This is a genomic window from Scytonema sp. NUACC21 (assembly GCF_054684315.1).
This window is the reverse complement of sequence record NZ_BAAFZH010000095.1, coordinates 42131-66876: the sequence shown is the minus strand read 5'-3', so window position 1 is coordinate 66876 and position 24746 is coordinate 42131. Positions and strand designations below refer to the sequence as shown.

Sequence of the window (24746 nt, the reverse complement as noted above, 5' to 3'; positions counted from 1 at the left end):
CAAGAACAACTTCTTGGGTGCAACTGCGATCGGATTGATGCAAATAGTCGGTAGGCTTAAGCCTAATGTTGATAAATTTGTGTGCTATGACCGTACCTATTTAGTTGCTTGAACGCGTTCCCCGTAACGGAGCAATCTTTCTATTGCAGTCAAACGATTTTCCCAGACTTTAACTTGATAAAAATTTTCTTGAGATGGAGAGCGCATCAATGCCCTAAATTGTGACAAAAAGCGAGTTAGTACGGCTTTTGCTGCTAGCAAATTACTGGAATTTGGCTCTCTTGCAAGGCGATCTAAAGCACTTTGCACAATTTCTGCTTGAGAATGAAAATTTGAAAGCTTTGTAGATGACGTTTGCAACTTATTATTTTCCAACACAAACTTCCATTCCTTTTGTAAAGCAGTGTAACGAGCGGCAGCCGTTTTAAACGGTTGACGGTGAGGAATTGGTTCTTTTAGTGTGGGTTGAATGTTGCCTTGAGTAGCAGTAAAAATTTTCTGTAGGTCATTGTTAAAATTCTCTGCAGCAAAGAGGGCGTAACCGATAACAGGCAAATCCCTAAGCAATTGAATTTGGTCAAATGCCCCAGCTGTAGGCAATGAAAGCAAGCGGATTCCCGGTACTAATAGAGCTGAGCCCAGTTGCGAAGACCTTATCCAAGGCTGTGCCAATCGCTCAAAGCGAGTAGTATCTTGAGCATAAGTCATTGGGACAATTAGATCTATATCCCCCTTCTTTGCCCAAACTTCCCAATGTTGTTGAAGTTTTTGAATCCGTTCTTGTTCTGGAAGGGGAAAGACAGCAGCTGATAATATCAAATTAGGGCGCTTTTGTCGCAGTGTCTGTGACAATTGGGCAACAAAGTTGTTAATTTGCTGGGTGCGAAATTCCGTCCACTTTTGCCAAATTTCCCTGTTTCTTGGGGAAATCGTTGCCGGATCTACACCAGTGAGTTGTAAAAACTGCTCTCTAGCTGCCTTTCCATAACCATAAGTCCGATTTGCGTTCGGGTCTTGAAAGGGATAACGAATGTAGTCTAGTTGCAGACCATCTACGTCATAGCGAGTGACAATTTCCTCGTATAGATTAAGCAGATACTGCCGTAACTCGGGATTAGCTGGGTCGAAAAATGGCTTACCCTGTCCTGGGGGAATCATTTGACCGCGATTATCGTACCCTGCCCAATCAGGATGAGCCGCAAGAACTGGTCCTGGATAATCAGGGTTAATGTTAAGCAGTGTATTGTGTTTTCTGTTGCCCGCAGCAAATGCCCACACCCAAGCGTGTAATTCTATACCTCGTTGGCGAGCTAGCTTAACTGCAGCTGCAAGTGGGTCCCATCCTTTAGTCAGAGGGTTTTGCTGTGGTGCAATCTTACTGGGGTAAATAGTGTAGCTGGCGTTTACAGTTTCAAAAAATACAGTGTTAATTCCGGCTTGAGCTATTCTATCAAAAATGAGAGCTAGCCCTTGCTCGTTCCTAGCACGAACAATGGTTCCCCGGTCAAGCCATACTGCTCGAATTTCTGGTTGAGCTAGTCTTTGGTCAAAAGGAAATTGGTTCCATAAATTCGCCCTTGCCATCAGCCACTGCTGACGAGCAAGCGCATAATTTCTCTGTGCAACCAATTGGGGTAGGTTTTGGGCAACTGCACGAGCACTATCTAAGACTTGCTCTGGATTGGCAACCACTACACCCGGTCTTGTTGATGCGACTTGTGTTTGTTCCTTTACACCCTGGGCTGTATCAGAACTTCTACCAATGATTGAAGCTGATAAACGAGCGCTTTCCACTCTACCAATCAGGTTTTCTAACTCGTACTGCAGCATCTTCACTTCATTTTGACCGATCGGTGCTTGAGAGTTGGGATCGACATTAAATCGCACCGCTTGCTCTAATTGGTCAATAGCTTCGTCTGACTTTGGTGGTGCGATATTGGGAAGAGGTCTCGGTTGAGGTGCTGTGGCGGTTTGGAGAGGAGGAGTAGACGGGGTAGACGGGGGTTGAGGGGCAAGGGGGGGTGTGGGAGATGAGGCTGTTGCCCCTTGTTCCCTTGTCCCCGTTTCCTTAGAAATTGGGGGGGTTTTGGGAACTGAGGGAGCGACTGCTATTGTTGTACTACAGCTTTGAGAACCTCCTTGAACTCGACTTGGTGTTGTCGAGGGCTTTTTCAGAAAACGCTTGATGCTGGTTTGCAACCACGCAGTATCTAACTCTGGTGATGAAGCCGCATCTACTCCCCAACGCCAGCCCAAAAATGTGGAACGATCGGTCGCTACCACTGCAACTGGATTGTCTTTAGAATCCCAAACAGCAGGAGTTTGAGTGGTCGCCAAATCGTCAGGAACGACAACACCACCCCGAACTTTGCCAAAAAGCTCTTGTTTGTCTGCCCAAGTCTGGATCTTCTGTTTTGGTGGCAATTGCAATTGTTGTGGGCTATTCAGGGTAAATCCCCAATAACCTCCCAGCAATGTTCGCAAAAGCTGCCTAACTCCCGGTGCAGAAACAGTCCCTACTGGACCACTGGCAATCAAGCGCCCTCCTTTGCTCATCCATTCTTCTAAGGCAATGGCTTGTGCTGGCGTTATTGACTCAACATTAGGTAAAAATAAAACGACGCGATCGCCCCAATCTGCTGCACTCTTTACGTTAGACAGTGAAATCGCACAATATTTAACTCCAGCAGCTTGCAATCGGTTTGTGATCCCCGCCCACTGATTTGCATTTTCTGCGCTTTGCACAATGGTAATGACTGGTTCTGGAGTTGTTGCACTTACTGGTAAGATTAGCAAATTTAATAGTAAAAACTTAAAATTTAAAATTAAAAATCCTGCTCTTTGAATTTCCAATTTAAATTTCTTTACCTGCTTTTTCTGTTCTATCACTATAAGCCCCCCACAGCATAATTTAGCTAGTAGTTAGTGCTTGGTAGTTGGTGGACGTAATTTTAACTACTGTCTACTAACTCCTAACTCCTAACTACTATCTATTGTTGATACAAGTTTGAATTAATTGTTCGATACCGGAAACTGGAAATATCTTTGTATCCAGATCTCGAGCCACATCCTCAACACTTATATCATCTAAAAATACTAATTCGCCATGTTTGAGCATGACACTTGGTAGCAAAATTCCATCCCCTAAATCCTGCCCCTTTAACTTCAAAAGCAAATCGTGCCCTGTCAGCAAGCCAGTTACGGTAATACTCTGTCCCCAATAATCGCTTGACAAAGCGTACATATTAACTTGTAAACCCTCAACCGAGTTCAACCGCTGAAGAATTGGACTGAATGCCTGTTCTACTGCATTGCCAACGACCCAAGCAAATTTTCTGGGTTGAACTTTTGGTGGTAGCAACTTGTTGGCGGCGTCTAAAAATTGTTTGAGAAACAGACGGATCGAACCAACACCGTTATCTATTTGGGGATAGTCAAGATATTCAGATTCACTTGGCAATTCTTCACCAGCAATGAGAAACCACTCATCGGCTAACCAAACACAGTTTTGACCGAGTTTCTGGGAAAATTCCTGTTGCAGCGATCGCACTTGGTCGATCGTGGAGCGTGCTTTTTCTTTGGTTACGGGTGTCAGTTCGTCAAATTGTGGGCGGAACTTTGTCAAACCCACGGGTACCACTGCCACAGAGGCAACAGCAGGTGTCTCTCCAGTGTGAAAAGATGCTAAATCTCTCAATGTCCGTTCCAAGTGAATGCCATCATTTATACCAGGACAAACCACAACCTGAGCGTGAATTTGCAGTCTTCTTTTTTGGAACCATTTTATCTGCTGCAAAATTTGACCGGCACGTGGATTTTTCAGCAATCTGATTCTGACTTCTGGTTCTGTTGCATGGACAGAAACGTATAGGGGAGACAGGCGCATACTTTCAATTCGCTGCCATTCCCTTTCTGGCAGATTAGTTAGGGTCAAGTAGGAGCCATAGAGAAAACTCAATCGATAGTCATCATCCTTTAGATATAAACTAGAACGCTTCCCTGGCGGTTGCTGGTCAATAAAGCAAAAAGGGCAGTGATTATTGCACTGAATTAAACCATCAAATAGCGCTGTTTCAAACTCCAGCCCCAAATCATCGTCATAGTCTTTTTCAATTTCCAGATGATGGGTTTTGCCTGCAGCATCTAAAACCTCTAGTTCTAGCACTTCATCAGCACATAAAAATTGATAATCTATCAAATCTCTCGGTTGTATACCATTGATACTAACAATTGCATCTCCCGGTTCAAAGCCAATTTCTGCGGCAATGGAATCGGGTAAGACTTTGGTAATTCGAGCAGGATGAATAGTAGCCATTGGACATTCAGAACGGTTAGTGGTTAGTGGTTGGTGGTTGGATGGCTTGACTGGTGAGCATTGTACTCATAAATACGGACACCCGTCATGCAAAAGACTGGACAGTGAATGAGCATCGGCTTATAAAATAAAAAGAAAATTCACTTTTTATTATCAAGTCTAAGTATTAAAAATAACAAATTCTAATTTGAGTGAGAAAAATCATCCCAAACAACCGTGTTTTGATAGCAACTTTACTACTGTGTGCAGTACTTCTGCTCTTGATGGCGGTTTCCTTATCTTTTGGAGCAGTCGCAATCAGCCCTTTCCAATTATGGCAAGCAGTACTTCGTCAAGGCGATACACTGGCTCAAACCATTATTTGGGATTTGCGGTTGCCCCGAACACTAGCAGCAATGCTGGTGGGTGCAGCCTTAGGAATGTCTGGCGCACTGCTTCAGGGAATGCTCCGCAATGGACTGGCAGATCCATTCTTGCTTGGTATTTCTGCTGGCGCGGGCTTAGTTGCTGTACCAATCTTCGCTCTTGGGGTAGTGCAAAGTTGGATTCCGTTTGCTGCATGGGTTGGTAGCTTGTTAACGACTCTGTTCGTTTATATTCTCGCTCGCACTGGTGATGGTATTTCCATTGAAAGGTTAATTTTGGGTGGAGTGGCTGTGAGCTCGTTGTTTGGAGCGATTCAATCGGTGTTGTTGTTACTAGCAGAAGATGGGCAGATACAAGCTGCGTTAAGTTGGTTAATTGGAAGTTTAAACGGAAGAGGGTGGAATCTTGTTGCGATCGCAGGACCCTATATCTGTATAGCTTTGTTACTGGGATCTCTGCTTGGTCGCAGTCTCAATTTATTGAATTTGGGAGATGATTTGGCAGTTGGGTTGGGAGTTTCCTTGGCGCGATCGCGCATTATAATAGGCGCTATTGCTACATTATTAGCCGCAGGTGCTGTGAGTGTAGCTGGATTGATTGGCTTTGTGGGCTTAATTGTTCCCCACGGTATCCGCTTGTTTGTTGGCACGGATTATCGCTTTGTCTTGCCATTAAGTGCTGTAGGTGGTGCTTTAGTTCTGACAGGAGCCGATTTGCTTTCTCGCTTGGGCGCTGTAGAGTTACCAGTGGGTGCAGTTACCTCACTGCTTGGTTCGCCTTTTTTTATTTGGTTGCTGTATAACCGCAAATAATGCTCTTAGAAACTAAAAATCTTACTGGTGGATACGCAGGCAAACCCATTGTCCAAGAAATTTCCCTCGCATTACAGGCCGGTGAATGGTTGAGTTTAATTGGTGCAAACGGTTCGGGAAAATCCACCCTACTCAAACTAATCAGTCGCTTGCTAAAACCGCAAACCGGAACTGTACTTCTCGATGGTTTAGCCATTCATACTCAAACAGCGACCGATGTTGCTCAAAAACTGGCATTTTTGCCACAGCAGCAAACAATACCCCCTGGCTTGACAGTCCGGCAATTGGTATCTTTAGGACGCACGCCCCATCAGCCTTGGTGGCAATGGGAATTAGATGCAGAGGATAGAGAGAAGGTAGAACACGCTCTGGTGCTGGCACAAATGCAAGATTTTCGCGATCGTGCTGTAGAACAATTATCTGGTGGTGAACGACAAAGAGCTTTTTTGGCTTTGGCATTAGCTCAAGATCCGCAAGTGTTGCTGTTGGACGAACCAACAACTTACTTAGATATACGCTACCAATTGCAGTTACTCAATTTACTCCAAAAACTTAACCGCGAACAAAAGTTATCGATTATTACTGTGTTGCATGACGTGAATTTAGCTGCAAGATATAGTTCTCGCATTGCACTCATTTGCCAAGGCAAAATTTGGGCAATAGGAGAACCCAAAATAGTATTAACAGCGGAGAATTTAGCTGATGTTTTGGGTGTAGAAATTGCTGTATTGGAAACTCCCGTAGGTTTGCAAATTTGTCCCTTATTCCCCGTTCATCAGGATAAAGGATGAAGGATGAAGGATAAAGGATGAAGGATAAACGTAGGGTGGGCACTGCCCACCAGCATCTATTAAAAACCGCCAAGAGAAGAAGTAGGGTGGGCACTGCCCACCAGCATCTATTAAAAACCGCCAAGAGCGTCAAGTTTAGTTTCCCTGGGAAGGAAGTAAAAAGAAAGAAGAATAAAGTATGAAAAAGAAATTAATAGATTGTTAAAATCCCATCAATTTCTTGATAAAATTTCCTTCATCCTTCATCCTTTACACTTCATATGAGACGGTACTTAATATTAATTTTGCTATTAATATTCTTAACATTAAGTACATTTGCCTGTGGAAAATCAGCAAACGAACAGGCAAATAATCCGGAAGCATCTGCTAGTTCTTTAGTAGAGAAACCTCCCATAGAATCAGCACAAAGAGTCGTCACTCTTACATCTCTTTCCACTGATATTATCTCCAAATTGGATAGCAAAAAATTAGTGGGTATAGCTGGTAGCAATTTATTTAAAAATGACCCGCGTTTTCAAGACATTCCCCGTGTTAGTGAAGGTCAGGCACCTCCTAATTTAGAGAAAATCTTAGCTTTAAAACCAGACTTAGTTATTGGTGCAGAGGGTTTTTCCAATCAAACAACTAACAAGCTGAAAGAGTTGGGTATTCAAACTTTGCTTACAAAAATTGACAGTTGGGAAGGTTTGCAGGAATTAACTAAGACCTTGGCAACAATAGTTGATGCCGATCCAACACCACTCTTAAATCGCTATCAAACTTTTTTATCCGACAAGCCCAGCCAAAATCCTTCTACTTTAGTGTTAGTTAGTCGGCAACCAATTTTGGCACCAAATCGAAAAAGTTGGGCGGGCAATTTGCTGGAAAAGTTTCAGGCAAAAAACGTGGCAGCCGATTTGCAAGGAAAAATTCTCATACCCGGTTATATAACTTTGTCTGCTGAGAAAGTTCTAGAAGCAAATCCTGAAGTTCTTATTGTTGTTAGCCCGCAACCAGGTCTATTACAATCTTTCAAATCAGAGCCTTTTTGGAATCAACTTAAAGCTACAAAAAACAATCGAGTTTACGAGTTTGACTATTATGGGCTTGTCAATCCTGGTAGTATAGATGCCATTGAAAAAGCTTGTCAGCAACTTAAAGTAGCTTTGGCTGTTCAGTAGTGATTTGTCCTTAGTTATTTGTACTTGGTCATTTATTATCAAGGAAGGGAACAGGGAAATTTTGACGGAGCCAAGATTCGTTTGTAAAACTTGGAAACTCTTACTAATTACCAATGACAAATGACTAAGGACGACCCTTACCAGTTACGTTTTTTCTTACCGACTGACTTAGTGTTCCCTGTTCCCTGTTGCCTTCTTTTAAATATTCTTTAATAAACCCGTACCAATTGCACTTAAAATCACGATACCAAAGACCAAACGGTACCAAATAAATACCCAAGTGCTTCGGGTTTTAAGAAAGCGTAACAGTCCTGCGATCGCAAGATAAGAAAAGACTGCAGATGAAATGGTTCCAACAATTAAGGGAAGCATATCCCCTACTCCGGCTTCCAAAACGCCCTTTAACTCGACTAACCCGGCGAGGGTAATAGCGGGAATACCCAGTAGAAAGGAAAATCTTGCTGCTGTTGCTCTCTCTAAACCGATAAAAAGCCCTGCGGTGAGAGTCGAACCAGAGCGAGAAACCCCAGGAAGCAAAGCCATAGCTTGAGCAAATCCCATTGATATACCATCTGACATTTCCAATTGGCTAAATTCCCGTTTCCGCTTGCCTACCTTTTCCGCTACACCCAACAACAATGACATGACTATGGAAGCGATCGCAATTGCTGTCATACTCCGTAGGGGTGAATTATCAAAATCGGGAATAAATTTTTTAATTAAAAGTCCGAAAACGACAATTGGTAAAGTTCCTATAATAATTCCCAAGCTGACACGAAAGTCTTTGTCTTGATAATCAGAACGACTAATTGCTTTGACTGCGCCCGTAATAAGTTGTGTTAAATCGCCCCAGAAATACCACAGTACTGCGGCAATACTACCCAACTGAATCACAGCGGTAAAAGCGACTCCCGGATCTCCCCAACCAAGTACCACTGGAACCACTTTTAAGTGTGCCGTGCTACTAATAGGTAAAAATTCTGTAGCACCTTGAACAAAGCCCAAGACAAAGGCTTGGAAAATATTCATTTGTTGTACACCACTGGCGGCTGGAGTTTGGGTGCTTAGAGCTTTTATCGGTGCTGCTACAACCGCAAGAGTCGCAGATGCAACACTTAAAATGAAAAATAATTGACGTTTTGATAAAGCCATCAGTTTACCTGCTTTTCGCTATCTCTGCTTCTACAAACAATTTCAAAAACAGTTCCCTACACAAACCTTCCGGTAATAAAGTCTTTTTGTTGGGCTTGGAGTCTCCTATTAGCGTAATTTCGGAGTGAAAACCTGGTTTTTTGTAGAGACGCACTGTTTGAAGCGTCTGTACTTTGAACGAAATTACGGACAATTTGCACCCAGAATCTTCGCCCTCAATGCCAAGTTATACCAAATTAACACCTCAGGTTCTCGGTTTGAAGATAACCCGTAGATTAAGCTTCCTACCTGTTCCCTGTTCACTTTTTGTTGAAAATACCTAACGGCTCATGATAGCAAGAATCCCCTGCTTTTACCCTAAGTTGTTGAAATTACCTAAGTAAATTTACTGAAATCTTAAAATTTATACTGTTTTCACGATTTGTCCAATTCAAAGATGACTCAATTGAAAATAAAATAAGTTACAATCAAAATGCCCCAGGGGGGGATATATGTTGTGATATCTTAAATAAAATAAAGATAAGTAACAAATATTAAAAACATTGGTTAACAATACATTGTCTTCCTACGCTGCTTCTACTCCTTCGATTCAATCTATCGAGCAAACTAAAAGTGCTGATATTCCGTTATTGTGGAAAGTTGCCACCCAACCAGCATGGTTGGTATTTGCGGCAGCAGTATTTCTAGTGTCTGTGCCTGTTTTTATCGAAGCGCCACTGGTGAGAATGCTGCCGTGGCTGAGTTTAACTTTAACAGGAGGATGGGTCTGGCTGAGTCTGAAATTAATGTCACGTCCCTTTACACACACATGGGGCGATCTGCTGTTGGGGTTTAGCTGGAGCTGGCTGGCTGGTTCAATATACTGGGGCTGGTTTCGTTGGGAGCCACTCTGGCATTTGCCTGTGGAGTCTATCGGTTTGCCGTTTGCTTTATGGTGCTTGAGCCGGAATTGGGGCAAGATAGGTAACTGGTTTTATTTGGGTTCTCTATTCGGTACGGTGCTGACCGATATGTATTTTTATTTAGTAGACTTAATACCTTATTGGCGGGAAATTATGCAGGTAGAACCTGCGGATGTCTCACCGATTTTGCAAGGTGCGGTGGCGCAGGTTCAAACTCCTTGGGGACAGGGTTGGGCGATCGCGCTTGTCTTAGTGCTACTGACGGTTGGTATTCTACCGCTAGCTTACAAGCAACCTACACTCTTCATAATGTTTACTTCATCTACGAGCCCTTATACCCCACTATTAACAAGTAATAGTGGGGCATTTACATTGTTTGCAATTATCGGTTGCTGACTGCATCTAAGCTATCGCTTGCACCATGAAAGCAGAATCTAATTTTGCAAACTTTTTCAGTTGATCTTTTATTTTTGTTGGGAAGGTATTGAAAGCACTACCTTGCCAGCCTTCTGTCTGTTGATATTCTAGGTATCCACAGTACATATCTCCTTTGTGAATATGCCAGCCCCAATTTGCTGGAATTACCTCATATCCTTTTAAAGTTTGAGTCAGGTATAGTGTCATCTCGGAAAGGTCTTGTTGAGTTTTCATAGTTATTTGCCTTGTTTAAAAATTCAAGTTACTTTTTACAAACAAATCAAGTGAAGTGGTGTCTCTGAGTTCAGCTAAACTGCAAGTTTGGGGGTTTACAAACCAAATGCACTTGCTCTATTCAGCCATAAAGTCTGTATCAATTCCCCAGTCCTGTTTCACCAAAGACTTGTACATATTTTCCTTAAGCATCATGTGCTCGTGCAGCTCGATTAGAAAATCCTGCGCTTGTTCTCGCGACATTTGCCGTACATAATCTGCAAAAAGTCTTAGGTTGAATTGCTGTTCTATAGATAATTCGGTAGAGTTTCTCATCATCTTTATTCCATCTTGTCAAGAAATGTTTAACAAATCTCAATATTTATATCTTGATAGTAGCCTTCCCCGACCGCACCATGCCCTGTCTAGAGGTTTAAAGTGTGGCTCATCTTAAGAACGATTATTTTGTGAAAATTCTGTATACAGAAACACAATAAGAGTGTTTTATCTGTTGTGAAGTGGCTTTACATATACCCTGTCACAACGGGCTGTTTCTACACCTGTTGCCTTTTTATACCCGTTGTTCTCATAAAGCTTCACTGCTTCTACTAATACGCTAGCGGTTTCAATCCAAATTTCCTGAAAGCCTCGGGCAATAATTGCCGCTTCTAGCTGTTGTAGCAAATGCTTCCCGAGCCCTACACCTCTAACGCTGGGTAGAAGATACATCTTGCGGATCTCTACTGCTTTGTCCCCCCGCTTAACTGGGTAGTACGCTCCAGTTCCCACAAGTTGGTTTTGATGTTCGACTACCCAAAATTCTCCCCCAACTGCTAAGTAACACTCTTCCACTTGCAGCACATCCCGATCTGCTCCCTCTGGTTCCCAACCCAAACCGTATTCTGCTAAGACAGTCCCAATGATTTCAGCCGCAGGAATGCGATCGCCCTCCTGCCAGCTACGAATTAAAAAATCTCGATAGTAACTTCTCATTATGCGGAAATAAAAGCAGCTATGTTCAGTATAAAAATTAACTTCTATCTTTGCCAATGACTAAGGACAATGGACAGATGACAACCTTCACAAGCCTAACTTTAATTTATACCGACCACCTTATTAGCTGTGGATTCGTGGTTCTGGGTGTAAATTTACTAACAATTCGCTTTCGACATCTGCCAATTCATCCAACCTTTCCCTAACAAGATCGCGGTCAAAGTAAGTATCTGCCAGCACCCAATATATACCATAGTGGCGAGCTTCAGACGCCATTAAGCTACGGTAAAATTTTGCTAATTCCGGTTCGGGGCAGTGAGCTGCTAACAATCCCAAGCGCTCGTGACTGCGTGCTTCAATTAAACCACTAACTAACAAAGAGTCTAAAAATCTATCTGGTTCTTTGGGACGAATTTGCGATTTTAACCCCGCACCATAAGGAGGTGGTTGTAAGGGACGCAGGGCAATATTCCGCCGCTCCAGCCATTGATTGACGAGTTCAAAATGCTCTAGTTCTTCACGGGCGATTTTGGTTAGTTCTCGCACCATTTTGGCATTGGAAGGATAGCGAAATATCATGTTCAAAGCGACTCCTGCGGCTTTACGCTCGCATTGGGAGTGGTCAAGGAGGATGGTGTCTAAATTTGCTACGGCTTGTTCAACCCAAGCGGAACTCGTTGGTTGCTTGAGGGCATTAATTGTCGGAAACTCAGATGAAAGCACGGTCATAGGTCAAAACGCTATATAAACAATATAAATAACGACGTAAAAGCTTGCTAATTTCTTGTTTCTCAAGAACAGATACTTATTAGGATACAATAGATAAGCTCGTCAAGAAGCTACTTTGCTATAAGTAATTTCACGGTAATAAGGACTTTGGTATGCCGCAAGGGTTCAAAGCCGCCATTTTTGACATGGATGGTTTGATTTTTGACACAGAGAGGATTGCTCGGTGGGCTTGGAAGGAAGCTTTGGAAAATCATGGATACGTGATGAGCGAAAAATCATTCAATGAATTATACAGAGAGTTTGTAGGTCGAGACCTATCATGGCGCGAAAAAGTCCTTAAAAAAAGATATGGAGAAACCTTTCCTTTTAAGTCCGTGACAGCAGCACGCATTGCGATCGGGGATTCACGAGAAATCCAAGAAGGTCTTCCTTTAAAACCAGGTTTATTGGATTTGCTGAATCAGTTGAGCAATTTAGGATTAATTCTAGGATTAGCAACCGGCACATCTCTGGTAAGAACAATCCGACGCTTGAAAAGTGCTGGTATCGAGCAATACTTTGTAACAGTAGTCACAAGCGAAGATGTTCCTAAGGGCAAACCAGCCCCTGATATTTTTCTGGAAGCAAGTCGCAGAATTAACATTCCTCCTTTCCAATGCGTGGTTTTTGAGGACTCCTATGCTGGAGTTGAAGCAGCTTTCTCCGCTGGTATGTGTACTATTATGGTTCCCGATCTAGAACCGCCGACTCCTCAAATCACCCGTTTAACTTACCGAGTGTTGAATTCTTTAGAGGAAGCAAATGAACTATTAGATGAGCTATGCAAGCTGGAAGGGAATGGTTTGTATTAAATATAAGTAAATCACCAGGGCGCAGGGACTCACCAATACAGTTGAAATAGCTACGAGTAACGCGATCGCCATTTCGTTTAATGACCATTCATCGCACTTGGTCGCGGATAAACCCCCGGCGCTCTGGTGGTTCTTTTGCGGACAGTTCCGCTGGAAGTGTAAAAGTAAAGGGTTTTGTTAACATAGAACATTTGTTAAATATTTATTGTATGAATGGTCACGTTTTTAGTTGTTGAAATGTTTTCCAGCCACCAAAATAGAGTTGTATCTTGAAAAAACAAGTATTTTTCCTCAATCAGCGATCGGTATATTTAACTATAGAAATCCTAAATTATTCAGAAAAAATTTTAACTAGTTTAGGTAGGGCATAACCCCACCTAAGTTTATGCCAAAAATCAAATAGGAGCGTACTTTGCGGTTAATTTGTTCATAATTCCAATTTCTTTGTTACCAATCTATTGGTTGTCTATCCCTGAAAAATCCACCCGTATCACCACCATTAGGAAGAGTCGCCAACCACACAATCGTATCGACTCCTTGTTCTGGAGTGCGAGTTGCATCTGGACCACCCATATCAGTTTTGACCCAACCGGGACAAACTGAATTGACTAATATATTTGTGCCTTGCAATTCACTAGCAAAAATCCGCGTTAACGCATTCAATGCAGTTTTAGAAAGTCGATAGCCAGTGTAACCTCCTCCCATATCCGTAAGTTGTCCCATACCAGAAGACACATTAACTACGCGTCCGTAGTTCTGTTTCTTCATCAATGGAATCAATGCCTGAGTCACTCGCAAAGCACCGTAAACATTTGTTTCCATTGTTTGCTGTACAGTGTCAATTTTGGTATTGAAAACACTGTTTACCCCTACTTTTTCATCAATATATATTCCTGCATTATTGACCAATACATCAAGTTTTCCAAATTGCTTGTCAATAAACTCGGCTAGTGTCTGGCTGCTTTCATTATTGGTAATATCAAGAGGATGGTAAATCACATCTAACCCCTCTGACTGCAATCTTTCGGCAGCAACTTTGCCTTTTTCTTCATCTCTACTCGTCAGAATAACTCGAAATCCCTTTCTTGCTAACTGACGAGAAGCTTCAAATCCCAAACCGCGATTTCCACCTGTGACTACTGCAATTTTCTCTGTTGTTGTCATGGTTTTTATACTATTGCTTCTTATCTCAATGCGTAGGCTGCGTTATATTCCACTAATTCAATTTCATTGCCATCGGGATCGTTCACATAAATCCTGTGGTTAGTTTCAGGCGCTGTCATTGTGTAGTATTCAATGCCCTCTTTATCCAGCAGTTGCTTCATGTCTTCTCCATTCTGAATCACAAAACCAACATGGTTAATACCAATGCCTTCATATGGCGTGTGTACCCGCTCTTGGTCATGTTCATCATTCAGGGTCAGATAAAACTGACTATTACCTAAATGTATCCAGCGTCTACCATTGAAAACACCTTCAGCACGCACATACCAATCGGGGAATAGGGTTTGATAAAACTTCCGGCTTGCATCTATATCTTTGCAAGCTATATTTATGTGTTCAAAGCGAAGAAAATTAAAATTCATATTCCGCTCCTTTTCTTATTGCTTATAAAACTTCTGATTGCTTACCAGACAGTAGTTACTCACAAATCACTACTAACTACTAATGACTAACCACTAACTACTTACCCTAAAGCAATGTCCAAAAACATCATCACAACAAAACCAAACATCACACCAATAGTTCCTTCTTTTTCCAAGCCTTTTTGATGAGACTCGGGAATAATTTCATCACTAATAACAAACAACATTGCCCCTGCTGCAAATGCCATTGCCCAAGGTAAGACAAAATTCGCAATACTCACCACACCAGCACCGATTACACCACCAATTGGTTCGACTAAACCTGTTAGCAGTGAAATCCAAAGAGCATAACCTGCTGAATATTTTTCAGATACTAAAGATAATGCGACTACTAACCCTTCTGGAAGATTTTGCAAGCCAATGCCTAAAGCAACAGGAATGCCGTCTTGAATATTATTATTACCAAAATTAACTCCTACTGCCAATCCCTCCGGAAAGTTATGAATGGTAATTGCAGCAATAAATAGCCAAATTCTTCTTAGGTTATTGCTGCGGACATTTTCTTTTCCTTTAAAAAAATGTTCGTGTGGCAATAATCTATGTGCCAATTGTAAAAAGGCTCCCCCCAGCAAAATACCTGCCACCATTATGAAAGCAGCACTTGCTTTAGAGTAACCTTGAGCAATCGCTGACTCAGTACCAGGTAAAATTAGCGAAAACGATGTTGCGGCTAACATCACTCCTCCACCAAACCCCAGCATGATTCCCTGTACTCTTTGTGTAAGATTAATGGGCAATAAAATCGGCAAGGCTCCGATAAATGTCGCAAATCCCGCACCTAAACTGGCGATCGCACCAATAACAAGGTTTTCCATACCTGGAGTTATTCCTACCTAGTTGTTGAGAACTCATTTCCAGTCCTCAACTGAGTTTCTTATCTAAATCATACTCATAATGACTATGAGTTGCAACTGGCTGGGAAAAATTTTCCGCTGGTTGTAAAACCTGCGTTGAATTTGTAGGGCGATAACTTTACAAATGACAAATGACCAAGGACTAGCTTGCTAAACCTTGCGATTCACCAAAGTCGCGCTAGCTTGGTCAACTGGCATTAATATAACTTCATTAATATTGACGTGGGCTGGTCGAGTCACGCAGAAAAGGACGACATCAGCAATATCATTTGGAGTCAGGGGAGTGACGCCCTGGTAAACTTTTTTGGCACGTTCGGTATCACCGTGAAAGCGGACTTCGCTAAATTCTGTTTCTACCATCCCTGGGTCAACGGAACTGACGCGGATAGAGGTTCCTAACAAGTCTTGTTTCAAACCTTCGGTAATTGCTTTGACAGCAGCTTTGGTTGCACAATAGACGTTTCCACCAGGATAGGTTTGATGTCCGGCAATAGAACCAATATTGACCACATGACCGCGATCGCGACTCACCATTCCAGGAACAACATAACGGGTCAAGTAAAGCAAACCTTTAACATTAGTATCAATCATTTCCTCCCAGTCTTGAATACTGGCTTCGTGGACTTTATCCAAACCACGGCTCAAACCTGCGTTATTTATAAGGATATCAATGTCATACCAGGATGGAGGTAAGCTAGAGATAGCAGACTCTACAGCAGTGACATCACGTACATCTAATTGTAACAAATGAACTTCTACAGAAGTGGTATCTAACGTTTCTACGAGTTCCTGCAAGCGCTCCAATCGGCGTGCAGCTAAAATAAGTTTCGCACCTGCATTAGCAAATAATTTGGCACAAGCAGCACCAATTCCGCTGCTTGCACCAGTAATTAATACAATTTGATTCTCAAGAGAAAGCATTTTTAGTTACGAGTCATTTGTCAAGAGTCATTTGTCAAAAGTCATTTGTAATAACGAAGGACAAAGGACAAAGGACTATTGATTATTTTTTCACGACTTGCAACCGCTGAGTTATCATTGTCGTTCCTTCTCCCCGCATAACGACGGCAGAAATCCATTGGCTACCAGGAACAGAGGGTGCCCGTCCAATTTTAAAAATTCCGCCAGAAGACAGTAATTCCAAGTCTACTGTTGTGGGGGTTAAGTACTTGTCTGGCTTGATGGGTTCTTCCAAGGCTGCGCCAAGCAGATAATCATCTCCGAGAGGTTCTTGGACAACCGCGTCTAGATTATACTGCTGATTTACTTTAACTTGCTCGGGTAGCTTTAAGTCTATTTGGGGTGGTTTAGCACCAGATGTTAAAAGGGTGCGTTCAGATAAAATGTCCTGACGGACAATTTTGCCACCTACAATGCGCTGGCGCGACTTAATCGTGGCTTTGAGAGCTAAGTTACCACTTGTAGGCGAGGGACTGCCAGTTATATTGGTCACCGTTTCAGCAACAATCCCATTGCCCTCTGGCTTCCAAGATTGGAGTTGAGTGGTGTATTTCAATTTTGGATATCGCTGCCACAGACCTGTTAAAGCTTTTTCCATATTTTGACGGGTCAAGCCATCACCGTGAGTGAAATTAGGGCTGTATAACTGGATAACCCCTTTAACATCAGCCCGGTTTGCCGCAGTATCTACTTGTGCAAGTAGGTTTTTGAGTTCAGCAGGTGCATTTTGGGCTGTACCTGCTTGAGCGCATTTCAAACTAGTTAGTAATCCTAATGCCAGCAGGGAAATAGCTAGCAAGCGGCTGGTTTGTGATTTACGTTGGAGTAGAGAGGTAACAAGGTTACGCATTGGTGATAGGTTCGACAATTTATCTACAGTAGGGACGGAAATTGTTTAATCTTAAGTTACAATAGGCGCTTTGGGGTCGAGGGTTGATGGTACACACTCCTATACGATTATTAATAGCTGCTAGTGGAACTGGCGGACACTTGTTTCCCGCTATCGCACTAGCCGAACAATTGAGCGATTATCAAATAGAATGGCTTGGTGTTCCAGATCGGTTAGAAACACAGCTAGTTCCCAAACAGTATCCCTTGAATACTATTTCAGTAGAAGGATTTCAGCAAGGTTTTGGGCTGGCGTCGCTGAGGGTATTGGGAAGACTTATCGGTTCGGTTTTGCAAGTTAGGAAAATCTTACAACAAGGAAAATTTCAGGGAGTTTTCACAACAGGTGGTTACATCGCAGGACCTGCCGTGATTGCCGCACGTTCTTTGGGTTTGCCTGTTATTCTTCACGAATCCAATGCCTTACCGGGTAAAGTCACGCGATTTTTTGGTCCTTGGTGTAATGCTGTGGCTATAGGGTTTGAAGCTGCCAGTCAATATTTGTCTCGTGCCAAAACTGTTTACACGGGTACTCCAGTGCGATCGCAATTTTTAGATGAGACAAGTGTCGCATCACTGGATTTATCGATTCCGGAAGAAGTTCCTTTAATTGTTGTGTTTGGTGGTAGCCAGGGCGCGGTTGCTATCAATAAGCTGGTGCGCCAGTGTGCAAATCCTTGGTTTGATGCTGGTGCTTGGGTAGTCCATTTGACTGGTGACAAAGACCCAGAAACTGAAAGCTTAAAGCATCCGCAATATATTTCGTTACCATTCTATAGTAATATGGCTGCTTTGTTGCAAAGGGCAAATCTGGCAATTACTCGTTCTGGAGCGGGTAGTTTAACAGAAATGGCGGTTTGCGGTACACCAGCGATTTTGATCCCTTATCCTTTTGCAGCGGAAGACCATCAAACTTACAATGCCAAAGTTTTTACTTCGGTTAATGCAGCGATGGTTTTTAAACAGTCCGAGTTAACAGAATCGGTATTACAAACAAAAGTTTTGGAATTGTTGCACAATCCGGAAGAATTGAGAAAGATGGGGGATGCAGCAAAAGCGATCGCTGTTCCCGATAGTGCTAACAAGTTGGCGCAGCTGGTGCGTGATGTGGTAGAAAAGTAGAACCATTGACAAATGAAAAATGAGAAATTGAGGTTATCTATTTTAGCCCTCGATTGAAGTTTCCTGGAGCCGGGAGCGTTTGATTGGGGCTCGTTGGCAACCCTCCATTCGAGCTATTTGGACTGAGAAATGCTCCACCATTGTTAACTGTTTCTTTCCTGATGATGACACGCGTTCCATTTTGGTAGTAGTAGGTTTTGGAGCCATTGCCATTATCAATGGTATTGGAAGGATAAATTGTACCTCCAGTCGGTGTCGTTATTCTGCCATTAGGATAGACGCGAGTTCCAGAAGGATAGTTGAGATAATTGCCTGTACCTTGGGATGGATAGGAGCTACGATTGCTTTGCGCCCACGCCAGTTGATGAGTGAAGGAACTGACTCCCAATACTGCCATCCCAGTTATAAGGAATTTGAACACCTTTGCCCGATAACACATAAACATTCCCTCCCGGTTCCATGACACTTTGACAAAAATTAGCCACCAAATGCAGTCCCGGTTCCCGGTTCCCTTGTACTTGCATTTTTGTGTTCTACTTATGTATTATAAAGAAATATGATTTTAGAAGTTGCAATCCTTCAGGTAAAACTAGGGAAATCTGCTGAATTTGAGACAGCTTTCAAGACAGCATCATCAATAATTTCTTCAATGTCGGGTTATATAAGCCACGAGCTGCAACGGTGTTTAGAAGTTGAAAACCAATACATTTTGCTTGTGCGTTGGGAGAAGCTAGAAGACCATACAGTAGGTTTTCGACAATCATCAGAATATCAAAAATGGCGTTGCTTGTTGCACCATTTTTACGACCCGTTTCCGATTGTAGAACATTACGAGATAGTGGCAAGCAACGGCATTTGATAATCTGTCAACCCCTGCTATCTGATGGCTACCTGGTGCGATCGTCAAAAGAGTCCGCATTTGCTGGAACACAAATACCCGTTGAAGAAGTGTTGCAAGAATAGATGGCTCTAGCTTGGGGGCTGCGGTTTACCCAAACGAGAGTGCTAGCTAGAGCAGCAAGCGCCCCCATTGCAATTCCAGCCAGATATCTCACCTCGGAACGGAGGCGCTTAATCTCTTCTCGGCTAGTGTTTTCTATTGGCGGTAGAGAATTTAATGGAACTTCTGGGACTGTGACTGCGGGAGCTGGTGTTGTTTGTAAAACTGTGAAACTCACTTGTAAGTACAACCAGTTAGTAATCAATTGGGGACAATTCTTTTGAACCCAACGCAAAGCAAAGATTCTAAAGACTGGTTTGGACATTCTAGCAATTGATTTTGCAATAGCGTTGAGGGAGCGACTCTGAAGCTTTTTGTTAATTAGGTTAACTGAAGCAACATCGTAGAGAGCATCTAAGATAAGCTTTACGGTGGCTTCCTCACTTTTAACTAAATGAGCCAGTAGGAGAAGAACATCATGCATACGCTCTTTTTGCATTTGCTCCTCTGCCAATTTTTGCGGAACTTTTACTATCTTTGGGCTAAGCACTGTGTTAAGCTGAAAAGCACTGTAATAAGAGGAATAATATAAACCAAAGCATAACATTTGGTTTGAAAGGCTACCCTCCATCCAAAGATAATTAATTGTTTGTAACACAGAGCCGACACCTGCTTCTGGGGACAGATTGGGTTAGTACCACTACGCAGGAGTCAAACGAGCTAACTTTATTTGTGCTGACGTACTGAGTATTTTTACTGCCTGCCACTACCGCGATCGCCATCGCTTTCACTATTCACGAGCTACTCCTATTACTTTCATTTTTTCCATAAGATCTACAACTTAATGGAGATAGCAAGAGAAAACATCTACCATGCGACTTATGCATAAGGGTAGGACGATGCATAAGGTCTTAGGACAGCGCTAAGTCAGTTAATTGCATGATTTTTTCAAACTGGAAGTCATGAGCTAAACCCGTCAAAAGTAATGCTAAACGCGCATACTCTGTTGGAATTTGCCCAATCAGGTTCAAAATTAACTCATCACTACATTGAGCGGCGGCAAGGTTTAGCTCGCTTAGCCACTCACAAGACATCTGAGATAAATCAAGAAGTACCTCACTTGACGACAAAATTTCTTCTAGTGACTTGTTTCCTTCAGCGTCTACAGACTTGTCTTCTTCTTCATAAAGATACTGCAGACCCAAATATTGTCTGAGTTGTTCTAGTAGCAATTCTTCTCGAAATGGCTTTTTAATAAAATCATCGCAACCAGCCTGAATCATAGATGTTCTTTGTTCCTCAAAGGCGCTGGCAGTAAAGGCGATAATCACAGTACGGGGAGTAGGGGAAGATAAGGGAGAAATGGCTTCCTTATTTCCCTGTCCCCTTATCTTTTCCCTTGCCTTAATCTGTCTCGTCGCTTCGTAGCCATCCATAACTGGCATTCGCATATCCATTAAAATGATATGGGGTTGCCAAGACTCCCACTCTAAGATAGCTTGAGCACCATTTGCTGCTTCGCGGACGCTAAAGCCAACAGCTGACAGTAATTTCACTAGTAATAAACGACTCTCAAGCGCATCATCTACCACTAAGATACGGTACTCGGGTTGATTTGGTGCTAAACTAATAACTCGATTTGGAACTGGAATGGTGGAATTTTCGCTGTTGTTGGTGAGTGCAATCTGAATGTGAAAAGCAAATGTACTACCCTCACCTACAGTACTGCAAACGCTAATCTCACCCCCCATAAGATGCACGTATTTCTGGCAAATCGCCAAACCCAACCCTGTTCCTTGTTGCGATTTTCTCCCAGTTTCCGTTTGCCCAAAGGCTTCAAACAGTAAGTCTATTTCATGAGGTGCAATTCCAGGACCAGTGTCTTGTACCTCAAAGAAGAGGAGGGGGGACAAGGCAGACAATTCCTCTCGGTTTACCTTATCCTCTTGTCCTAAAGACACTCGTAGTGTCACAGTGCCACTATTGGTAAACTTGATGGCATTTCCTAACAGATTGAGTAATACTTGACGCAGTTTACTGGCATCGCCTTGCACGTACTGGGGAAGATTTAGATCTAGCTCAAACACGAGTTCTATAGCTTTAGATACTGCACGCAAATGCAGCATTTGTTGCAGGTTATCTAATAAATGATGTAAGTCAAAATTGGTGATGTTTAATGTTGTTCTACCTGCTTCGATTTTAGACATTTCTAGAATGTCGTTAATTAAATTGAGTAGGTGTTCCCCTGCACGATTAATAATTTCTAAATTCTGCTGATTTTCTGAAGACAGAGTGCGATCGCGACTCATCAGTTGAGTAAAGCCAAGGATAGCGTTGAGTGGGGTACGTAACTCATGACTCATGTTAGCTAGAAATTCACTCTTGGCATGGTTAGCAGCATCAGCGGCTATGACAGCTTGTTGCAACGCTGTTGACTGCTGTTGAGTTTTCGCCAATAATTCTGCCTGCTGTAGTGCAACTCCTAACTGATTGCCAATTTGCACGGCAATATTGATTTCTCCCGTTTTCCATGCGCGAGAACCGGAATTTTGATAACTTGCGAGTAAACCCCAAAGTTGATCGCCACAGAATATGGGAACAGTAATATAAGCTTTGGCTTGAAACCGTTCTAAAAGGTTGATGTAACAAGAGTCATATTCAGCTTTGTAAATATCTGGAACAGACACGAAACTTGCACCACTGCTGTATGCACCACCCTGAGTTTCTTGCAAATAAGTATCCAAGACTTGGTTAGCTTGATTGTCCAACATTTGAACGATACAACGTTCGTTCTCTAGAGTATTCCTAGTAAAGTTGGGGTCATTTCTATATTCTTCAATAATAGAAGTCCAACCTTGCCCCACGGACTCTGCAATAAACTCACCACTCCAGTCAGGATTAAAACGATACACAACCACGCGATCGCAATTGAGCACTTGCCGCAATTTTTGTGTTGTTGAAGTAAATATTGTTTCCAGATCCAATGTTTGACGCATGCTTTGAATGACTTGGGATATGGCTCTTTCCCTGTCTGCACTTTCCCTTAAAGCCACTTCTGCCTGCTTTCGCTGAGAAATTTCTACTGCCACTGTACCTACTCCGGAGTACTGACCGTTTTCCCCAGGAATAGGAAAGTAAGATACTAGGAAGTAACGCGTCACATCTGGTTGCTGGGGTAATGTCACACTTACTTCTTGGTTAATAATAGCTTGACCAGTTGTCAGGACTTGTTGATATTTTGTTTCTATCAACGATGCCATGTGGGGAATGGCTTCACGAATAGTTCTGCCAATATGGTCTAGTACGGGTAACCCAGTCATCTCCGCAAGCAGTTCATTGATTTGCACGCATCGCAGTTGAGAATCTACAATTTTCATACCTATAGGAGAGCTATTGAAGAAAGCATTGAGGTGAGCTTCTTTTAGTGCTAGCTCTCGTTCTAGACGATTTTTAATTTCATTTTGCAGTTGTAAATTTTGCTCTTTTAACTGTTTTTGCAATCTTTGATTGTTAATTTGATTTTCTATACGTAATAAAATTTCTTCTAAATGTACTGGTTTAGTAATATATTCAGCAATTCCTAGTTTTAAGAATCTTAATCTTTCTGCAATATCATTGACAATGCTAATAACAATTATTGGAATATTATGAGTTTTTTCGTTAGACTTTAACTGTTGGCATATTTCATATCCTCCTGTAGACGACATGATAATATCCAGGACAATAATATCGGGTTGTTCAAGCAGAGTAGTGTTAACAGATTGTTGTTTGAAAGATAATCTTTGAATTCCGTAACCTTTTTTGTTAAGGGTTTCCAGTAATTCATCTTTATCTTTTTGTGTGTCTTCTAGCAACAAAATTTCTATATTTTGAATATCCTTTTCCATGTAGACTTTATCCCTGCTAATTATTTATAGCATGAATTTTGAATTTTTTATTGACCGGAGTGCAACTGTTGTGCCCAAGCAAATTAACAATTATACCTTAATGAAATTCAAAATTCATAAATATTTTTTCAGAGATAACTGAAGATACCAGAAACTTTGTTAAAATTAAAATCACATTCAAAACTGCGAAAATATTAACTCAGTTGACGAGAATAAACAGAAATATGTTAAGCCAGAGGATTATCTACAAAAATCGGTAATTTTAGAGCGAAAAAGGCGTAAGTCGGCGAATGGCACTTTTACAAAGGACGACCATAACTAGTGAATCTTATTTGTGCCGACTTACTGAACATTTGAGATTCAAAAATAATGAATGTGTTTTTGGTTTTTGAAGTTTGAAGCTGAGCGGGTGGTGAGCAAACGGGAAGCATCAAATTAAAACCGCCACCAAATTCTCTGGACGTAACTTAGAATACCCATAGCTACTGCACCTAAGAGCAATAGCCAAATAACCCCACCTGGAATAAAAGTGATTGCGCCGAAACCTCTGAGAACCCAGACAGCTATTGCAACACCAAGAAAAATGCCGAGAGCTTGGTTTAATCTACGATTTAACTGAGATGAATTCATAGTCCTCCGTGACAACAGCTAGTACACTTGTTGCTTGCACATTCTTGTGTTATCTTGTTTTACCTTATATTTTTCATTTCGTGTTGAAAAATTTAACAAAACAAGTGGGATAACTAGAATACTTGTAAAATTTTATTTCTATAAAGTTAAATTGACGATTTCTTCCGTTGCAATTTTTAGTAAAAATTAGCTCAGTATTTTCACTGAATCCCACAATCTGAATTGAAGAAACTAGAAAATACCAGAAAGATGGCAATTGTGCTGTTTCATCAGGGATTCCCTACATCTTAAACAGCTTCTTAAGAGTTATGGCAGCCCAGTAAGTACGCCAATGGATAATAAATTCCAATTTTATGAAATGGGAATGCTATAAATATTAATATTTGACAAAAGTATGGCATAGTTTTTATGAAGTTTTGGTAATAATGCCTAGCTCGTGACTATTTCCGGAAAACTTGTATATTGGATTGGAACTAAAATTAGCGTATTTGGCTCACTTGAGTTAAATATCAACTTTAACCCTTATATTGTGGATGTTTTGAGGAGTGGCTGAAAGTAATATGCGTGCATCTGTTATCTCAGATTCGGTTCTCACTGGTTCAAATATGGTTTGGAGTCAAGATCAACAAAGGTTATTGATACAAGGTGAAATTTTGGTGCAAACACGCTCCTATACAGCATGGGGTGGTGCCGTTACTGCCTCAATGTACGTGCCACTAGTGCGATCGCAAGTTTGGCAGCAGATCACCGATTATCCCCGTTGGGTGCAATATTTTCCTGACATAACTAGAAGTGAAGTAATACAACGAGGGGAGGTCAAACGTCTGTATCAAGCAGCACAAAAAGCCTTTTTATTTTTTACGGCTCAAGTAGAGATTTATCTCAATGTCGTGGAAGAAATTGGGCAGAAAATACAATTTCGCCTGGAAAAAGGGACTTTTCACGATTTTGCAGCTAACTTAGAGCTAAAAGATTGTGGTGATGGTACCTTACTGACTTATGGCGTCCAAGCGACTCCGACTATTCCCGTACCATCAATCTTTATTCAGCAAGCAATGAATTTTGAATTGCCCGCAAATATGCGTAAAATGCGACAAGTGCTTTGTAAAGGTCAATAG

The 24746-nt window shown here is 41.9% G+C and carries 25 protein-coding genes; 8 read left to right on the top strand and 17 right to left on the bottom strand.

Annotation, left to right across the window (positions count from 1 at the left end; all coding sequences use genetic code 11):
* Positions 1 to 96: 96 nt before the first annotated feature.
* Together ACYRY3_RS27655 and ACYRY3_RS27650 are read right to left on the bottom strand one after the other, a co-directional pair.
* Positions 97 to 2889: a family 10 glycosylhydrolase gene (locus tag ACYRY3_RS27655; RefSeq protein ID WP_460204860.1), complete on the bottom strand. Its 2793-nt coding sequence runs from the start codon at positions 2887 to 2889 to the stop codon at positions 97 to 99.
* Positions 2890 to 2986: 97 nt separating this feature from the next.
* On the bottom strand, positions 2987 to 4315 hold the full coding sequence (locus ACYRY3_RS27650; protein WP_460204859.1) for a TIGR03279 family radical SAM protein: 1329 nt from the start codon (positions 4313 to 4315) through the stop codon (positions 2987 to 2989).
* Positions 4316 to 4506: 191 nt separating this feature from the next.
* Between ACYRY3_RS27650 and ACYRY3_RS27645 the strand changes: the two genes are divergently transcribed.
* The 3 genes from ACYRY3_RS27645 to ACYRY3_RS27635 all read left to right on the top strand — a co-directional run bounded on the left by ACYRY3_RS27645 (position 4507) and on the right by ACYRY3_RS27635 (position 7444).
* Entirely contained in the window at positions 4507 to 5493 is a 987-nt protein-coding gene (locus ACYRY3_RS27645) for a FecCD family ABC transporter permease (protein WP_460204858.1), read from the top strand.
* Positions 5493 to 6284 carry an ABC transporter ATP-binding protein gene (locus ACYRY3_RS27640; protein WP_460204857.1) on the top strand — a complete coding sequence of 264 codons (792 nt, stop codon included), beginning with the start codon at positions 5493 to 5495 and terminating at the stop codon, positions 6282 to 6284. The genes ACYRY3_RS27645 and ACYRY3_RS27640 overlap by 1 nt, the downstream gene beginning before the upstream one ends.
* Positions 6285 to 6544: 260 nt before the next feature.
* Positions 6545 to 7444 (top strand): ABC transporter substrate-binding protein, encoded by a 900-nt coding sequence (locus ACYRY3_RS27635; protein ID WP_460204856.1) that lies wholly within the window; start codon positions 6545 to 6547, stop codon positions 7442 to 7444.
* Positions 7445 to 7642: 198 nt separating this feature from the next.
* On the opposite strand, the gene ACYRY3_RS27630 is transcribed toward ACYRY3_RS27635, so the two are convergent.
* The gene (locus tag ACYRY3_RS27630) at positions 7643 to 8596 is read right to left on the bottom strand and encodes an undecaprenyl-diphosphate phosphatase (RefSeq protein WP_460204855.1); all 954 of its coding nucleotides are present in this window, start codon (positions 8594 to 8596) and stop codon (positions 7643 to 7645) included.
* 542 nt (positions 8597 to 9138) lie between these two features.
* Here ACYRY3_RS27630 and ACYRY3_RS27625 point away from each other — a divergent pair.
* Complete coding sequence (locus ACYRY3_RS27625) at positions 9139 to 9894, top strand: DUF3120 domain-containing protein (RefSeq protein WP_460204854.1); 756 nt, start codon at positions 9139 to 9141, stop codon at positions 9892 to 9894.
* Between the two features lie 6 nt (positions 9895 to 9900).
* On the opposite strand, the gene ACYRY3_RS27620 is transcribed toward ACYRY3_RS27625, so the two are convergent.
* The 4 genes from ACYRY3_RS27620 to ACYRY3_RS27605 all read right to left on the bottom strand — a co-directional run bounded on the left by ACYRY3_RS27620 (position 9901) and on the right by ACYRY3_RS27605 (position 11844).
* Positions 9901 to 10149 carry a hypothetical protein gene (locus ACYRY3_RS27620; protein WP_460204853.1) on the bottom strand — a complete coding sequence of 83 codons (249 nt, stop codon included), beginning with the start codon at positions 10147 to 10149 and terminating at the stop codon, positions 9901 to 9903.
* A 117-nt stretch (positions 10150 to 10266) separates the two neighbouring features.
* The gene (locus tag ACYRY3_RS27615; RefSeq protein WP_460204852.1) at positions 10267 to 10467 is read right to left on the bottom strand and encodes an NblA/ycf18 family protein; all 201 of its coding nucleotides are present in this window, start codon (positions 10465 to 10467) and stop codon (positions 10267 to 10269) included.
* A gap of 165 nt (positions 10468 to 10632) precedes the next feature.
* Positions 10633 to 11121 carry a GNAT family N-acetyltransferase gene (locus tag ACYRY3_RS27610; RefSeq protein WP_460204851.1) on the bottom strand — a complete coding sequence of 163 codons (489 nt, stop codon included), beginning with the start codon at positions 11119 to 11121 and terminating at the stop codon, positions 10633 to 10635.
* 123 nt (positions 11122 to 11244) lie between these two features.
* Entirely contained in the window at positions 11245 to 11844 is a 600-nt protein-coding gene (locus ACYRY3_RS27605) for a MiaE family protein (protein ID WP_460204983.1), read from the bottom strand.
* 158 nt (positions 11845 to 12002) lie between these two features.
* Between ACYRY3_RS27605 and ACYRY3_RS27600 the strand changes: the two genes are divergently transcribed.
* A complete protein-coding gene (locus tag ACYRY3_RS27600; RefSeq protein ID WP_460204849.1) occupies positions 12003 to 12701 on the top strand; it encodes an HAD family hydrolase in 699 nt (232 codons plus the stop codon).
* A 447-nt stretch (positions 12702 to 13148) separates the two neighbouring features.
* On the opposite strand, the gene ACYRY3_RS27595 is transcribed toward ACYRY3_RS27600, so the two are convergent.
* From ACYRY3_RS27595 to ACYRY3_RS27575, 5 genes are all read right to left on the bottom strand, one after another.
* Positions 13149 to 13865, bottom strand: coding sequence for an SDR family oxidoreductase (locus ACYRY3_RS27595; RefSeq protein ID WP_460204848.1), 717 nt, complete (start codon positions 13863 to 13865; stop codon positions 13149 to 13151).
* 20 nt (positions 13866 to 13885) lie between these two features.
* Positions 13886 to 14287: a VOC family protein gene (locus ACYRY3_RS27590; RefSeq protein WP_460204847.1), complete on the bottom strand. Its 402-nt coding sequence runs from the start codon at positions 14285 to 14287 to the stop codon at positions 13886 to 13888.
* Between the two features lie 101 nt (positions 14288 to 14388).
* Entirely contained in the window at positions 14389 to 15162 is a 774-nt protein-coding gene (locus ACYRY3_RS27585; RefSeq protein WP_460204846.1) for a ZIP family metal transporter, read from the bottom strand.
* 189 nt (positions 15163 to 15351) lie between these two features.
* Positions 15352 to 16122, bottom strand: coding sequence for an SDR family oxidoreductase (locus ACYRY3_RS27580; RefSeq protein ID WP_460204843.1), 771 nt, complete (start codon positions 16120 to 16122; stop codon positions 15352 to 15354).
* An 82-nt stretch (positions 16123 to 16204) separates the two neighbouring features.
* On the bottom strand, positions 16205 to 17011 hold the full coding sequence (locus tag ACYRY3_RS27575) for a Cif family virulence factor (RefSeq protein WP_460204842.1): 807 nt from the start codon (positions 17009 to 17011) through the stop codon (positions 16205 to 16207).
* A gap of 86 nt (positions 17012 to 17097) precedes the next feature.
* On the opposite strand from ACYRY3_RS27575, the gene murG reads away from it, so the two are divergent.
* A complete protein-coding gene (gene murG, locus ACYRY3_RS27570) occupies positions 17098 to 18171 on the top strand; it encodes an undecaprenyldiphospho-muramoylpentapeptide beta-N-acetylglucosaminyltransferase (RefSeq protein ID WP_460204841.1) in 1074 nt (357 codons plus the stop codon).
* A gap of 37 nt (positions 18172 to 18208) precedes the next feature.
* Here murG and ACYRY3_RS27565 read toward each other — a convergent pair whose 3' ends face one another.
* A complete protein-coding gene (locus ACYRY3_RS27565; protein WP_460204839.1) occupies positions 18209 to 18568 on the bottom strand; it encodes a hypothetical protein in 360 nt (119 codons plus the stop codon).
* The gene (locus ACYRY3_RS27560) at positions 18507 to 18695 is read right to left on the bottom strand and encodes a hypothetical protein (protein ID WP_460204837.1); all 189 of its coding nucleotides are present in this window, start codon (positions 18693 to 18695) and stop codon (positions 18507 to 18509) included. The genes ACYRY3_RS27565 and ACYRY3_RS27560 overlap by 62 nt, the downstream gene beginning before the upstream one ends.
* A gap of 32 nt (positions 18696 to 18727) precedes the next feature.
* Between ACYRY3_RS27560 and ACYRY3_RS27555 the strand changes: the two genes are divergently transcribed.
* On the top strand, positions 18728 to 19030 hold the full coding sequence (locus ACYRY3_RS27555) for an antibiotic biosynthesis monooxygenase family protein (protein WP_460204836.1): 303 nt from the start codon (positions 18728 to 18730) through the stop codon (positions 19028 to 19030).
* A gap of 28 nt (positions 19031 to 19058) precedes the next feature.
* Here the strand turns inward: ACYRY3_RS27555 and ACYRY3_RS27550 are convergent, their stop codons facing one another.
* The 3 genes from ACYRY3_RS27550 to ACYRY3_RS27540 form a co-directional block, all read right to left on the bottom strand.
* Positions 19059 to 19610, bottom strand: a complete 552-nt coding sequence (locus ACYRY3_RS27550; RefSeq protein WP_460204835.1) for a hypothetical protein — start codon at positions 19608 to 19610, stop codon at positions 19059 to 19061.
* A 412-nt stretch (positions 19611 to 20022) separates the two neighbouring features.
* Entirely contained in the window at positions 20023 to 22998 is a 2976-nt protein-coding gene (locus tag ACYRY3_RS27545) for a response regulator (protein WP_460204833.1), read from the bottom strand.
* Between the two features lie 435 nt (positions 22999 to 23433).
* Positions 23434 to 23628: a hypothetical protein gene (locus ACYRY3_RS27540; RefSeq protein WP_460204832.1), complete on the bottom strand. Its 195-nt coding sequence runs from the start codon at positions 23626 to 23628 to the stop codon at positions 23434 to 23436.
* 560 nt (positions 23629 to 24188) lie between these two features.
* On the opposite strand from ACYRY3_RS27540, the gene ACYRY3_RS27535 reads away from it, so the two are divergent.
* A complete protein-coding gene (locus tag ACYRY3_RS27535; RefSeq protein WP_460204831.1) occupies positions 24189 to 24746 on the top strand; it encodes an SRPBCC family protein in 558 nt (185 codons plus the stop codon).